The sequence below is a fragment of the Myroides gitamensis genome, from assembly GCF_029894455.1.
Classification (GTDB): Bacteria; Bacteroidota; Bacteroidia; order Flavobacteriales; family Flavobacteriaceae; genus Flavobacterium; species Flavobacterium odoratum.
This window is the reverse complement of sequence record NZ_JARYHN010000001.1, coordinates 2,807,891-2,822,312: the sequence shown is the minus strand read 5'-3', so window position 1 is coordinate 2,822,312 and position 14,422 is coordinate 2,807,891. Positions and strand designations below refer to the sequence as shown.

8 protein-coding genes and 2 tRNA genes are annotated in these 14,422 nt (G+C 37.4%); 8 read left to right on the top strand and 2 right to left on the bottom strand.

What is annotated here, in order from left to right; genetic code table 11:
• Window positions 1–353 precede the first annotated feature (353 nt).
• Window positions 354–1,259 (top strand): DUF4822 domain-containing protein, encoded by a 906-nt coding sequence (locus M2306_RS12430; protein ID WP_115092393.1) that lies wholly within the window; start codon window positions 354–356, stop codon window positions 1,257–1,259.
• 106 nt (window positions 1,260–1,365) lie between these two features.
• Here the strand turns inward: M2306_RS12430 and M2306_RS12425 are convergent.
• A tRNA-Ile gene (locus tag M2306_RS12425) sits at window positions 1,366–1,439 on the bottom strand.
• Between the two features lie 23 nt (window positions 1,440–1,462).
• Window positions 1,463–1,536, bottom strand: a tRNA-Ile gene (locus M2306_RS12420).
• A 720-nt stretch (window positions 1,537–2,256) separates the two neighbouring features.
• Between M2306_RS12420 and rbfA the strand changes: the two genes are divergently transcribed.
• The 7 genes from rbfA to M2306_RS12385 all read left to right on the top strand — a co-directional run bounded on the left by rbfA (window position 2,257) and on the right by M2306_RS12385 (window position 14,408).
• A complete protein-coding gene (gene rbfA / locus M2306_RS12415; RefSeq protein WP_002989696.1) occupies window positions 2,257–2,649 on the top strand; it encodes a 30S ribosome-binding factor RbfA in 393 nt (130 codons plus the stop codon).
• A 4-nt stretch (window positions 2,650–2,653) separates the two neighbouring features.
• Window positions 2,654–3,859 carry an ABC transporter permease gene (locus M2306_RS12410; protein ID WP_259187709.1) on the top strand — a complete coding sequence of 402 codons (1,206 nt, stop codon included), beginning with the start codon at window positions 2,654–2,656 and terminating at the stop codon, window positions 3,857–3,859.
• A 222-nt stretch (window positions 3,860–4,081) separates the two neighbouring features.
• Window positions 4,082–6,595, top strand: a complete 2,514-nt coding sequence (locus M2306_RS12405) for a tetratricopeptide repeat protein (protein ID WP_259187710.1) — start codon at window positions 4,082–4,084, stop codon at window positions 6,593–6,595.
• Window positions 6,595–8,316, top strand: a complete 1,722-nt coding sequence (locus M2306_RS12400) for an HSP90 family protein (RefSeq protein ID WP_498882871.1) — start codon at window positions 6,595–6,597, stop codon at window positions 8,314–8,316. The genes M2306_RS12405 and M2306_RS12400 overlap by 1 nt, the downstream gene beginning before the upstream one ends.
• A gap of 59 nt (window positions 8,317–8,375) precedes the next feature.
• Window positions 8,376–9,455, top strand: a complete 1,080-nt coding sequence (locus M2306_RS12395) for a hypothetical protein (protein WP_002989704.1) — start codon at window positions 8,376–8,378, stop codon at window positions 9,453–9,455.
• Between the two features lie 2 nt (window positions 9,456–9,457).
• Window positions 9,458–10,516 carry a hypothetical protein gene (locus M2306_RS12390; RefSeq protein ID WP_259187712.1) on the top strand — a complete coding sequence of 353 codons (1,059 nt, stop codon included), beginning with the start codon at window positions 9,458–9,460 and terminating at the stop codon, window positions 10,514–10,516.
• 316 nt (window positions 10,517–10,832) lie between these two features.
• Complete coding sequence (locus M2306_RS12385) at window positions 10,833–14,408, top strand: hypothetical protein (protein WP_259187713.1); 3,576 nt, start codon at window positions 10,833–10,835, stop codon at window positions 14,406–14,408.
• Window positions 14,409–14,422: the final 14 nt, after the last annotated feature.

The following is a 14,422-nucleotide window of genomic DNA, read 5'->3' as shown; positions in this document are numbered from 1 at the left end:
TTTTTTTTGACGTAGGAGGTATTGCTCCGGTTATTCAACGCTTGTTATATCATCAAGCATTTTATTCGTTATTTCTTTCTGATACAGGAGGTATTGCTCCGGTTATTCAACGCTTGTTATACCATCAAGCATTCCATTCGTTATTTCTTTCTGATGCAGGTGGAATCGTACCTCCATTTAGCTTCTATTATGCTCTATTACAATATAAAAAAACACAAAACATAACAAAATGAATTATTTGTGGTGTAATTTACTTTTTGTTGTATTTTTTATATCTTTTTGGTTAAAAAATGTAATTTTAATTTTGTTTTCTGTAATTTATGTATATTTTTGCATCAGTTAAATAAAAAATAATGAGAAAAAAACTTTTGAGCTTACTAAGTGTAAGCGGAGTATTATTAGCCTTTGCTGCTACTGTTGCTTGTTCTAGCGATGACAATGTAAAACAACCGATTAAACCAGAAACGGGTTCGGAAATTTTAGCTAAACATGTATGGATGACGTCAAAAATAGTTGACAACAAAGGAGAAAATATCAGTTTAGATGTTAAGCCTGGAGAAACATATGCAGGTTATGCTTATTATAATGCGAATGGTACCTTTAGAATTGTTGATTTTAAAGATGGGCATAAAATGTTTGGTTTATGGTCGTTGAAAGATCAGGATACAAAAAGACACTTGGTTGTTTATAACTCAGAGAACAAAGTAGCTTTTGAACGTACTGTTGATATTGTGGAACTAAATAATACGATGTTCACCTATAAAATAGAGGATCATGACAACGGAGAAGTTGTGTACAATGTAGAGCATAAACCGGTTACGAATCACCCAGAGCCAAAAATTCCAGCTGAAATTTTAGCTAGTACAGCATGGAAAACAACTCAAGTTTTTGATATTACTAATGGAGTTACGCCTGTTGTTGAATTAGATAAAACCATTGCTCCTGCAGTTAATTTCTCTGGAGATGCTTACTATGAAAACAAAAATGGAAAAGCGTATTTTCCTAAAAATGCTGAAGGAAAATATAGTAATGGAACATTTTTGTTTACTGCTTATGGGGACAAAGAAAAAGTGACTGCTCAAGGGGATTGGTATGTTTCTCTAGATGGGGATTTGCAAACATTAATTGAAAGAGCTGCTGATGGTTCGGTGGCATCTGAGCGTGCTGTTTTTATCTTTGAACTAACAGATAAAAAGTTTACATACGATATTAAAGTGGATGATGTTATACTAAGAGTAGAACATGAACCGATCCAATAATGGATAAATAGTAAAGTGAGTGAAGAGGAATTGAACTTAAAGATTTTATTGCTCAGAGCTACAAATAAAAAAAAGCATCTATTGAAAAATAGATGCTTTTTTGTTGTGGTCCCACCTGGGCTCGAACCAGGGACTTGCTGATTATGAGTCAGCTACTCTAACCAGCTGAGTTATAGGACCGGCCTATTTGACTGTAATATTTGTGGTCCCACCTGGGCTCGAACCAGGGACTTGCTGATTATGAGTCAGCTACTCTAACCAGCTGAGTTATAGGACCAGTCAAATTGACGATTAGCGGTTGCAATATTACTGCGTATTATTGGTTTTTGCAAGAAATACAACCAAAAAATATTTATTTTCCTCTCCTTATTTACGCCTTGATTCCCTCGTTTTGAGGTAACTAATTTGTACTCAGTTCCTTTTTTAACTTCCTCAACTTATTTGTTTTCCCTATTGCCGTTTTTTTATTTTTTTGATTCCCCCATTTGACTCGTGTTAGCTGAATACAGTTCCCTAAATGAAAACTGTAAATCCTTCGTTTTTAGTATCCAACAGTTTGGAGAAGGAGATCTCTTGTTGCTAGATGATTCGCTGTTCGTAAAGGGATACTGTGGGGTTTCTTCGACCTTCCTTGGAGTTTCCTTGGACTACGCCTCGAAAAAAGGCCTTTTTGTCGAAGGAATCTCCAAGGGAACTCGAAGGAAACTCCAAACGAACTCAAAAGAATCTCGACTAAACCTCTTGTTTACCCTAGACTATTTCATTAGGCTTCTCTTGTTTCAATTCCACGATGAAGCAAAGAGGGAAGAACGGAGATGCAGTCTTTGCTTTTTTCTTTGGATAAAGCGGTTTTAGCTTCAGGATAAAATCAAAGCGTTGAGGTATTCAGACGGAGGAACTTTTCTTTTTCAAGGGCGGAGAAGTAATTTTATCGAACAGAAGCAATTGAAGCGTGAAATATAAAAAAATATGATGCAAAAAATTGTATTTTTGCACCATGGAGACAAATAGACAAAAGAAGATGGGAGCACTTCTACAAAGTGACCTAGTAGATATATTACAAGGAGAAGTGCGCAAGAACGGAATAAGCAATTTGATTATTTCAGTTTCTAAAGTAAATATTACCTCAGATTTATCAATCGCGAAAGTGTTTTTGAGCATTTTCCCAGCGGAGCGTGGAAAAGAATTGTTGAAAGCGATTCAATCCAATGCACCATTAATCAAGCACGACTTAGCGCAACGCGTGAAAAACCAAATGCGTAAAGTGCCAGATTTAATGTTTTACGTTGACGATAGTTTGGAGTATATTGACCAAATTGACAAAGCATTAAAAGGAGACGAGAATCCAATTGCTAATCCAGATTTATTAGCGAAGAGAAAGAAAAAGTAAGCCGTTGAAGATAGCATTTTACATAGCCAAACGCTATGCTTTTAGTAAAAGCAAGAGCAAAGCAGTTAACGTCATTACGGCGATTGCCTCTATGGGAATCGTAGTAAGTGCCATGGCGATGTTAATTGTATTAGCTGTGTTTAGTGGACTTCGATCTTTCAGTTTATCTTTTACGAACGAATTAGATCCGGAGCTAAAAGTTTTTAGCAAACAAGGAAAAAACTTCGTCGTAAACCAAGCTCAATACCAAGAATTGAGTCAATCCCCCCTTTTTTCAGGGGTGGCTCGAGTAGTAGAAGACCGTTTGCTTTTTACCTACAATGAAAAGCAAACCGTTGCTATACTCAAAGGAGTGGATGCTGATTTTCCTAAAGTCAGTCAATTTCCAGAAAAAGTGGAATTGGGAAATTGGATTGAACCTGGTTCCGATGAGGTTGTGGTCGGTTTAGGGATGGCGTATTACCTATCCATGGGATTGTTTGATATCGAACATAGTTTACAAGCTTTGTCCATCAAACCCGGCTCTGGTGTGGTAAGTAATCCAGAAGATGCCTTTCTTCGTACCTATCTTCATACTGTGGGGATTTATTCTTTGCGCAATGAAGAACTAGATAGCAAATATGTATTTTGTGACATTGAACTGGCGCAACATTTACTCAGTTTGGATGAAAATGCATATACCAATATCGAATTTGCCTTAAATCCAGGGGTTACTGAAAAAGAAGCAATCGCCTATATTCAACAAGTACTCGGCGATAACGTAGTTGTCAAAAATCGAATTCAATTGAACGATAGCTTATACCGCATGTTGAATACGGAAAATGCAGTCGTTTACTTCATCTTTTTATTGGTTGTGATTATTGCTCTTTTCAACTTAGTAGGAGCATTACTCATGATTATCTTAGAGAAAAAAAACAACATCAAAACACTGAATGACCTTGGTGTTTCACTAAAACAGCTGAAGCGAATCTTCCTTTTGCAAGGATTAATCATCAGTACGGTAGGTGGGTTATTGGGGATTACGTTGGGGATTATCGGGGTGTTGATTCAAGAACATTTCGGACTTATCCTAATCCGACCAGGTTTCGCATATCCCGTAGAATTTAACATCAGCGATATCTTTGTGGTGTTTTTCTCTATTTTTATTTTAGGCTTTATCGCATCGTATATTGCCTCAAGTCGCGTGAATAAAAAGTACTTACACGCATAGTTTTTCCTTTAATCATCAGAATTACAAGATCAATTTAGCGGTAAACAACTGCTAGGATGCCTCTTGTCTTTTTATTTCTTTCCCTATAAATGGGGATTTTTATTTAGAGAAAGAACACTTTGTCATAATTAACAAATTATGTCGCGGGTGTTTCTTAAATTTGTTGGTAGTTGGATTAATCGACGGAATAAAAAATTGTTTTAATAGAAAAAGAAAAAAATTATGGGCGAGTTTAATGTAAAATACTTGAGCTATATCAGCGAGTTTGCCAATGGGCAAGAAAGTTTAACCCAAGCGGCACAACTGTATTTTAACGCAGACGATTATGCGGATCCTATCCGTTGGTTCAAGGCACATGCACTTTGTATGTTAGCTCAACAAACAGGAAAAGAAGGAACGATATTCCAACAACTATACGAGCAAATTAACGAAGACTCTAATCGCGAACGCAGTAGCTTTTATTTAAACGATAAAGACTATGCCCTTTGGTTTGACGATGTGATTTTGCTGAATCAATTATTTATTGATAAAGGCTATGCCAAAGCCTATACGTTCATGCATGAATTGTACATGAATGCTCGTTATGGGTTTAAAGATGAAGCTAAAGCAGCGGAATACATCATCAAAGGATATGAAGCTGGAGATAAAACCGCACAAGCCTTTGTTGGGTACAATACCTATTATGGAAATTTAGGTTTTGAACAAGATGCGGAAAAAGGATTGGCTTTAATTGAAAGTTCGTATGCTCCGGATAATAGATCTGGGAAGTTATTTGCTTTAAATATTAAATTTCACAGCTGTGGATCTGGAGAAGAGGCTGCTACTGTTTTGGAAGAATACCACGATTTACTTCACGTTGAAAAACGAGGATTATATGTTTTAGCAGATTATTACCTGCGTGAAGGAGAAGATCAAAAAGCATTAGAAACGTATTTAGAAGGAATTCAATACAACAGCGGGTATTGCAACTATATGTTGGGATTGATGATCAGCAATACGCGTTTTGCTCCACTAGGCTATGAAATTGAACAAGGAGCTCCTTATTTACAAGTAGGTTTTGAACATGGAATCGCTTATGCTGGATTCGTATTAGGATACTATTACCTATACCCAGCAGATCAAAGTGAACCACAATTTGACAAAGCAATTCAAGCACTTGAAAGAGCAGCTTTATATTGTTCAAATGAGGCTTTATTAGAATTGGCTATTTTATACCTATACCACAACGATTATAAAAATATAGACAAAGCCATGGAGTATTTAGATCGCGCTATTGCGGCTAAATCCACCCGTGCAAGAAATGAAAAAGCGATTGCTTTATTGGAACACCAAGACCTTGAACGCAACGTAGAAGAAGCACAAGCACTATTGTTAGGGTCGATTGAATTGGGAGATGATTATGCTCCTTACCGCCTGGGGTATGGATACCAAGTTGGAGAATTCGGTACAGAAGAAGAGTTTGATAAATGTATTGAATTCTACGAAGTAGCTGCTGAAAGAAACAATGGTTTGGGAATTGAATATGCTGGACGATACTACCGTTACAATGAAAATCCAGATTTAGATAAAGCAATTGCGTATTACGAAAAAGGAGTTGAACTTTATAATTCAAACTATTGTAAAGTAGAATTGGCAATGATGTTGGAGCGCGGCTATGGTTTAGAGGCAAATCCAACGCAAGCAGAACAATTCTATCAAGAAGCGTTAGAAAATAATTATCCATTTGCGGCAGTTCGCTTAGGGTATATGTATGAAGATGGATTACTAGGTGAGGTAGATGCTGAAAAAGCAAGAGAACATTTCGAAATTGCAGCTAATGCAGATTTAGCAGAGGGAATGTATCAATTGGCTCGTTGCAACCGCTATGGAATCGGAGGTGCCGAAGATCGTGCCTTGGCTTTTGAATTATTTGAAAAAGCATTGGAATATGGTTATAACGATGCAAACGTAGATTTAGCCTTAGCGTATGAAGAAGGATCAGGAGGAGTTGAAGAAAATGCTGCTAAAGCAGTAGAATATATGACTACTGCAGCAGAAATAGGATTCAGCTACGCACAATATAAACTAGGTTGTTATTACCTCTATGCCTATGGTTTAGAGAAAGACCTAGAATTAGCTAAATATTGGTTAGAAAAAGCCAGAGAAAATGGATCTGCTTTAGCCATGTTGACGCTAGGAGATTACTATTTATACGGATATGAAGAAGATCAACCGTATGATTTAGCGTTCCCTTATTATGAAGAAGCAGAACAACGTGGGTATGTTTCGGAAGGATTGGGAATCTGTTACCAATTTGCAATTGGCGTAGAACGCGATGAGAAAAAAGCCTTCCAATTCTATAAAATTGCAGTAGAACGCGGATATGATGCCGCTTATTTCCGTTTGGGACTGTGCTATTATTACGCAATTGGAACAGAAAAAGATTATGTAGAAGCATTATACTACCTGAGAGAAGTAGCAGACCGTGGCAACCTAGAAGCTGCAGGTTATGTAGGGGTAATGTTAGTAAAAGGAGAAGGCGTAGCTCAAGAATTAGCGGAAGGAATTGCTTATTTAGAGCAAGCGGCTAATGCGGGATATGATTCGGCTCAGTATGAATTGGGTAATTGTTATTTAAAAGGAGAAGGTGTAGAGCAAAATGATGAATTGGCTTTACATTGGTACCAACAAGCTGCGGAAAATGGAAATGAAGATGCGCAGAAAATCATTGGTGGCCCAAGAAAAAGAAGAAGATAATGGACAATAAAAAGAATTATCAGTTCCAAGTAAATATGAAAGGAATGATAGAACTGTTGAGCGAACACATTTATAGTTCGCCAACGGTTTTCATTCGTGAATTACTGCAAAATGGCGTTGATGCTGTGACCGTAAGAAAGGGAATTGATGAAAGTTTTCAGGGTAAAATAACCCTGTTTTTTGATAATGATCAGTTGATTTTTCAAGATAATGGCGTGGGCTTATCCTTAGAGGATATGCACCAGTTTTTGTCGGTTATCGGACAAAGTTCTAAACGAGGCGAATTAGCCGAGAAAGATCTAATCGGACGTTTTGGTATCGGTTTGCTTTCTTGTTTAGTTGTTTCAGAGGAAATTGTAGTAGAATCTCGCTCTCTGTATAAAGAGGAATCTGTGCGTTGGGTTGGAAGAGCAGATGGAACCTATGATGTAGAAAGCATTGATCTATTGCCAGAAGTAGGAACTCGCGTGATTCTGCAAGCGAAAAAGAACTGGAGAACCCTGTTTAAAAGAGAAGAAGTGAAGCAAAACGTTTTATTTTACGGGAGTGCTTTGCCAATCGAAATAAAATTTATTGAAAAGGGAGAAGAAGAAATCGTTTCGGATGGGAATCCGATTTGGATGAATCCCAAAGCTTCAAAAGAAGAGTTATTAGCGTTCGGAAAAGAACTATTTAAGACGAAATTCTTGGATGTATTTCCCATTGCTTCAGCAGCTGGAGATATTCAAGGAATGGCTTATGTTATTCCCAACAAGGTGAATATGACAACGTCTAAAGAGCACAAGATTTTCTTGAAACGCATGTATTTGTGTGATCAAGCGACTAATCTATTGCCAGAATGGACCTCTTTTGTGCGTTGTATCATGAATTCCAATAGCTTACAACCAACAGCTTCTCGAGAATCTCTCATGAATAATGCCTTGTTAATCGAGGCAAAAAAAGAATTGACCACTTGTTTTAAAGATTATTTGAAACTACTGTCTGTTTCAAATTTGGATAAATTAGAACAGATTATCTCCATTCACCATTTGTATATCAAGTCGTTGGCTGCTTCTGATAATGAAATTCTCAAGTTATTTGAAGATTATTTGCCTTTTGAAACCAATCAAGGTACTTTGTTGTTCAGAGATATTAGAGCGAATTACGGTTCGATTTTCTACACCCCTTCTTTGGATGATTTTAGACAAATTCGACGTATTGCGGGTTCTCAAAAGAAATTAGTAATCAACGCAGCTTATAGCTATGAGGCAGATTTAATTCAAAAAATCAAAGCGAGTAATCCGGGATTGTCTATTGAATTAATGAAACCCAATGATGTCTTAAATAGCTTTGAAGAGGCCTCAATAGAAGATGATCGCATTGCGGTTTTTCTGGAGAAGGCCAATAAAATATTAAAAGCACAATACTGTAAAGCAGAAGTAAAGCGATTTGAACCGCAAGATACTACGGCTATTTACATTGCCAATGAAGAAGCCTTAAGCAATAAAAGCATGCAGAATTTAGCGCAAAGTGCTAATCCTTTTGCCGCTGCTTTAGGGCATTTTAAAAAGCAAGAAGAAGTATTGCCTACGTTGTGTTTCAATCAGCAAAACGACTTAGTTTCGAAGTTGTTGGTCATTAAGGATCCCGAGCTTTTTGAAGCCTTGATTCACGTATTATATGTACAGGCCTTGATGTTGGGGGGGCTATACCATCAACAAACAAGAAATGGATATTTTTAACCATGCCTTATATCAATTCGTAATCTTGGGAATGACTAATTTTTTACCTGAATTTTAAGATGCTACATCGTTTAGAAATACAAAAAATACTGTTGCAGATCCAAGAGGAATACACCGATTCCAAACACTGTATTGCTCAATTGAAACAGGCCATTTACTTGGCAGATAAGCATGCAGATTTGAGTTGGGCTATTGATTTGCGCATCATGTTGATACGCGAAGAACGCTGCTCTTCCGCTTGCATTGAAAGTCCGTTGGCTTTTGCCTGGTTATTGGAACAAGCGCGTTTGCATCCGGATCAACTATCAGAGTCTGAATTTTTGGAAGAATACGAATGGATGATCTGTTCTGCTTATGGCAATGTGAATATTCCCTTGGAACAAGTACATGCTATTGCTGCAGATTTGGAACAAAAGTTAGAGCATTTTAAGTTTTCTAAGCGAAGCTATTATTATACTATGGCCGGTTTTGCCCAACATTTAGGGGATTATGAACTTGGAGGAGCTTATGTGGTGAAAGCAAGAGAAGAGGCTTTAGATGATATTTGTGGGGAAGCCGTGGTGTATGACAATGAGATTGAAAGTGCTTCTCGTTTGGGGCATTTTGATGAGGCGATTGCTTTGATGCAACAAATGGAGTACAAAAAAATACGCGATTTCTCCTTGCCTTTTGAAACCTATGTTTCCATGGGGTATTTTATGGTTCGCTATGGAGATGATCGCGCTGCGGTATATTTAGAGAAAGCCAAAGAAGAGTTTACTCAATTATCAGAAGTAAACAGCTCTTTGCTTTATGGGTTAACGCGTCTGATTTACGCCTTACACTTGCTGGGAGATGAAAGTCTTTGGCATTACTATGAAATTATCGCAGGTTGGGATATTGACGCTGAAGATGACTTAAAACTGATGTTGAGTCGCCACATGATGTTTGTCTTAGACCAAAAAGAGAAAAAACAATTAACCCTATCGCCTGGGGTTTCCTTCTATCAAGAAGATGGGTGGTATGACCTCAAGGAATTGTCAGAGGCTTATAAAGCAAGTGCGTATGATTGGGCTCAACGCTTTGACATCCGAAATGGAAATACTGCTGCTCAAGAGGAAATCAAGCGAATGGAGGAAGAAAATAAAAGAAAAAAATAGCTATGAATTACAATTTAGAAATCCAGAAAATTCTACTTGAAGTAGAAGGTTTAAAGAGTTTAGAAGATAAGATTGTCGCTTTGAAAGAGGCTATACAATTGGCTGATCAACACAATGATATTGATTGGGGATTTGATTTGCGTTTGGATTTAATTCGCCAAGAACGCAATACTTCGCGTTGTAATGAGAGTTTTCCGGCTTTTGCTTGGATTTTACACACTAGTGATGCCAATGAAGATTATTTCGATGAATCTGAATTCCTATGGGAATACAAATGGATGTTTTGCTCAGCGTATCGCAGTGCTTTAATTCCGCTAGAAGAAATTGAAAAAATTGGGGAAGACTTGAAACGCCGTTTGGTGAAAAATGGATTCAGTACCCGTGCGTATCACAATGTGATGACGGGCTTAGCTTTCCACTTGCGCGATTATGATTTGGCGAAAAAATACATCGATGCAGCGAATAGCGAGTTGGTGGATGATATGACGAATTGTTCAGCTTGTGAATTGGATACAGAAGTAGAATTATTGCTGTTCCAAGGAAAATTGGAAGATGCGATCGTGAAAGCACAAGATTTGATTCACAAGAAATTGACGTGTTATTCGATGCCGTTCCAAACGTTTTGTAGTTTGACCTACTATTCTTGGTTAGCCGGAGATGCCGCAGAAGCAGAGAAGTATTTCAACAGAGCGATTGAAGAATACGTAGCACATGATCAATATGATAGCTCTGTAGGCTATTCAATGGGGTTGTTGATGTCGTACATGCATGCAATAAATCACCCCGAAACGTGGTCTTTCTTTGAGCGTATCGCAACATGGGATATTGAAGCAGAAGATATTCACCGTTATAATTTTGCGCGTTACATGATGCCAATCATGAAACAAGGTGGAACGAAAACCTTACATCTTTCTCCACAATTGGCTTATTACCAAGAGAGTGGGGAGTACCATTTAGAAGATTTATACACCCACTTCAAAGCACAAGCGGAGTCATTCGCTTCGCGTTTTGATGTGAGAAATAAGAATACCAATTACACAACGGAAATTGCGGCATTGTAATACAAAAAGCGAGTGAAATTTTTCGTTGAGGATAAAAAATAACCGAAGGGGAGCATGTTGATGCTCCCCTTTTTTTGTGGTTAACGTCGTTTTCTTGAAAATAGTTGAATAGTTTAGAAAAATTAATCCTTGATAAAATGATTTTTTATCAAGGATTCTGTGTTGTTTGTTGTTTTATTGTTTTTTTTCTATTGATGGGGAAATATTTTATTTGAATAATTTAATTTAGTTAAAATAGTTGATTTTTGTTATTAAAATTTAAGTTAATGTATTGGTATAATTGGTATTTTGGGTAAATAAAAAACAAGATATTATTATGGAGAATACGATTTCAAATACTTTATTTCGCTTTGTCAGTTTGCGAAGCGTTCAAATTCCCGATGCTCAAGATCTGCTTCAGCGCTACGTTCAAATTGGAAAGGACTTAGTTGGACAAGGCGTTTTTTATGAAGCCATACAAAAACGTCCAGTAGATGCAACTAAATATGAAACCATGCTCAAAGCGGCAGCGAGTTTTAAAGAAGTCATTCCTACAACCAAAGCATTACAAGAAGAGTTTGCGGGTATCCAACCTTTTTCTACTTGGTTAGCGCAAAATAAAACTACGGCAACCCCAGAAGAAATTAGCAAGAAAGCAGAAGGCATTAAAGCTATCGATACAAAACAGCAAGGCAAATTGTGGAATAATGTTTTTTATCAAGCAACGGTTCAAGATAATTTAGTGCTTAACGATCAAATGATTGAGATTCTCAAGGCAAATGCGTTATTAGAGCAATTGAAGCTCAAGGCAACTAATGATGTGGTTTATGAGAAAGCAACAGCAAGCTTTGTATTGCCTGCTGAACTTTTTAACGAAGAAGGGATTGAAGATGATAAGGTACAGCCAAAGGCTGCAATGGAAAAGCCTCAGATTGTTTTACCCAATCGTTTGATGACGCAGAACATCAATATTTCAAAGGCTAAATTGCAAGAGGAACAATTAACAATCTTACAGCAAGATTTAGCTGTTTTAGCAGATGAATACCAAAAAGAGTATCAAAAGGCCTATACTGCTGCTCAAGAAGCTTATGATAAGGATGTCGCACCAATTTATACCAAATACTACCAAGAGCTAGAGGAGGCTCGAAAAAGTTTTTGTAGTACAGTGCCGATAGAAAAGAGAGAATACAACCCGTATGATCCTTGTCAACAAGTGCCTAATGTGCCCATGCCAACCCTTCCGAAATTTGAATTTAAGTTTAAAGAAGAATTATCAGTCAAAGAACTCGAGGAGAAATTGGATCCTATTAGTTACCAAACACTTTTACAAAGTATCGGTTATCAGGAAAAACAAACGGCTAATCCTAGTCGAAGAAGCATTAAGGCTGAAGAAGCTACCCCTCAGCGTTTATTAAATACCATAGGTTCTTATGCGAATTTAAATACGTATGTACAGGCAAATATGCAAAATAATCAGGCACTATTAACAGGGAATATTGAGGCTTACCAAGCTGTAAAGAGTATTGGAGGAGTTTTATTTCCCATTAATAATGAAATTAATTCTAAAGTATTAGAATATAATGCTTGTGGAACTGTGACGAATCTTCAACGTATGGCCACTATTACAATCAAGCTTCCTGATTCATCTTGGCGAATAGCTACAATTACAGTATCCATTGCAAAAGAAGCGCTAAAGGAAAGTTACATATTGGATGCTTCTGCTATAAATAGAAGTGGAAATGAAGTTACCCTATACAATGTTGAAGGCTATTCCGCTGCTACTATGTTGGATAGAACTCCATCAACAATGGCAATAGATTTTCAATTCACCAATGGTTGTGTTAAGCGTATGCCAGCTCTTGACATTGCTGCTCGGGTGTGTTATAGGGGAGAACTCGAAGGAATCTGTGGGACGAATGTAATAGCGCCTTTACCGACTTATCCAAAGAAATTTGGTGTTCGTTTATTGGGAATCGCTGATTATAAAAAAGTAGAACAAACCGTGCATTGTTATATTGAAGGAGAGGTGTCGAATATTGAAAACATCATGGCGAGGGAATATCGTGAAAAGTCAACCCGCCGTTTGAGACGAACAGAAGAAACGACAACCGAAACCACGGAACAAGAAATTGAAGCATTTACGGATACAATTACTACGGATCGTTATGAAATGCAGAGTGAAATTGATTCTATGTTGCAAAAGAATAAAAGCACGAATGCTTATGTTAATACAGGATATTCGTATGGTAAATTTCACATTGAAGGAGGAGTAGCCCAAGCGAGTAATACCGCTCAAGAAGAGAGTATACGACGCTCCGTAACTGAAGCCAAAGAGTTGACTTATCAGGCACAAGATCGCGTGGTCAATCGCATCAAACGCGAACGCATGCAGAAAATGGTGGAGGAGTTTGAAGAAAACAACAAACATGGCTTTGACAACCGAAAAGGAGATAAACACGTAGTTGGGGTATATCGTTGGGTGGATAAGTTGTATAAGAATCAGGTGTATAACTATGGCAAGCGCATGATGTTTGAATTTATGATTCCAGAACCCGCTCGTTTACATCTTTTAGCGATGCAAGATGAACAAGAATCAACGATACTTACGATTAAGCAACCGATTGATCCTAGAAAGCATAGTAGTAATTCTATAGCAACTGCGGATCAAATTACGGAAGAAAAAGCATTGTATTGGGCTGCACAATACAATGCGGAGATTCCAGAAAAAAAAGACGAAAATATTACGATAACTGCTGCTTTCGCAGATCATGGAAATAGTGAAAGCTATATTCAAAATGAAAATTATGTAGGAGCAAAAAGTTTTTCTGTCGAGTTACCCGAAGATTATGAGACTTTTACTGTATTAGGCAATCTGCATTATATTTTAATTCCAACTAATATCAAAGCCTATTCTCATGGAATTATATCTATAGGACAAGAACAAAAAGAGATCCATTATAGGAATGTAAATAGCAATCAATACAGAGATGTTAGTTTTGATTTTACTAATCTTAAGGGTATATCAGAAAAATTAGAACTCATCTTATCAGGTGGGGACCTAGGAGCTATTTCAGCGAGTCTTAAAATAAAATGTAAATTAAAAAATGAAGCTTGTAAAAGATGGCAACAAGAGTGTTTTCAAGCAATTATAGAGGCCTATAATATAGAAGTAAAGGCGTATAATGATAAGTTAGCCACAGAACAGAATAAAGCCGTAGAAATCAAACGCACCAATCCTGGGTTTTATCGTCAAATTGAAAATACAGTGTTGCGTAAAAACTGTATTGCTTACTTGACTCGCTTTAACGATATGGGCAAAAGCTTTACGAGTGGTTCGACAATTGCTGACTTTGGCGTACAACAAAGTAAGGAACTAGAAGCTTATGCTAGTTTAGCTAAATTCTTGGAACAAGCTTTTGAATGGGAGGCAATTTCTTACAATTTCTACCCTTTTTATTGGGGAGGCAAAGGCCATTGGGCAGATTTATACACTTATGATGAAAGTGATGATCCTATTTTCAGAAGCTTTATGCAATCGGGTATGGCTCGTGTTGTGGCAACCGTTCGTCCAGGCTTTGAGGAAGCCGTACAGTTGTATATGAGTACAGGGAAAATATGGAATGGCGGTGAAATACCCGTTATTGGTGATGAGTTGTACCTGTCGTTGATTGATGAGGTACGCCAAGCAGAAACTGTAAAAGAAGGGAAAGCGTGGATTACACGTATTCCTACTTCACTGACCATCTTACAAGCGAAAAGTGCTGGACTAGAAGTAGAAAAAGCCTTACCGTGTAACTGTGACGACACAGCAGATTTCGAAGATCCGTCTCAAGTTCCTTGTACTGATGCCTTTGTACTCAATGATAATTTAATTGGCGGGGATACGGGACCTGAACCAGAACCGGTGAATTAAAAAAAGAAAGAAAG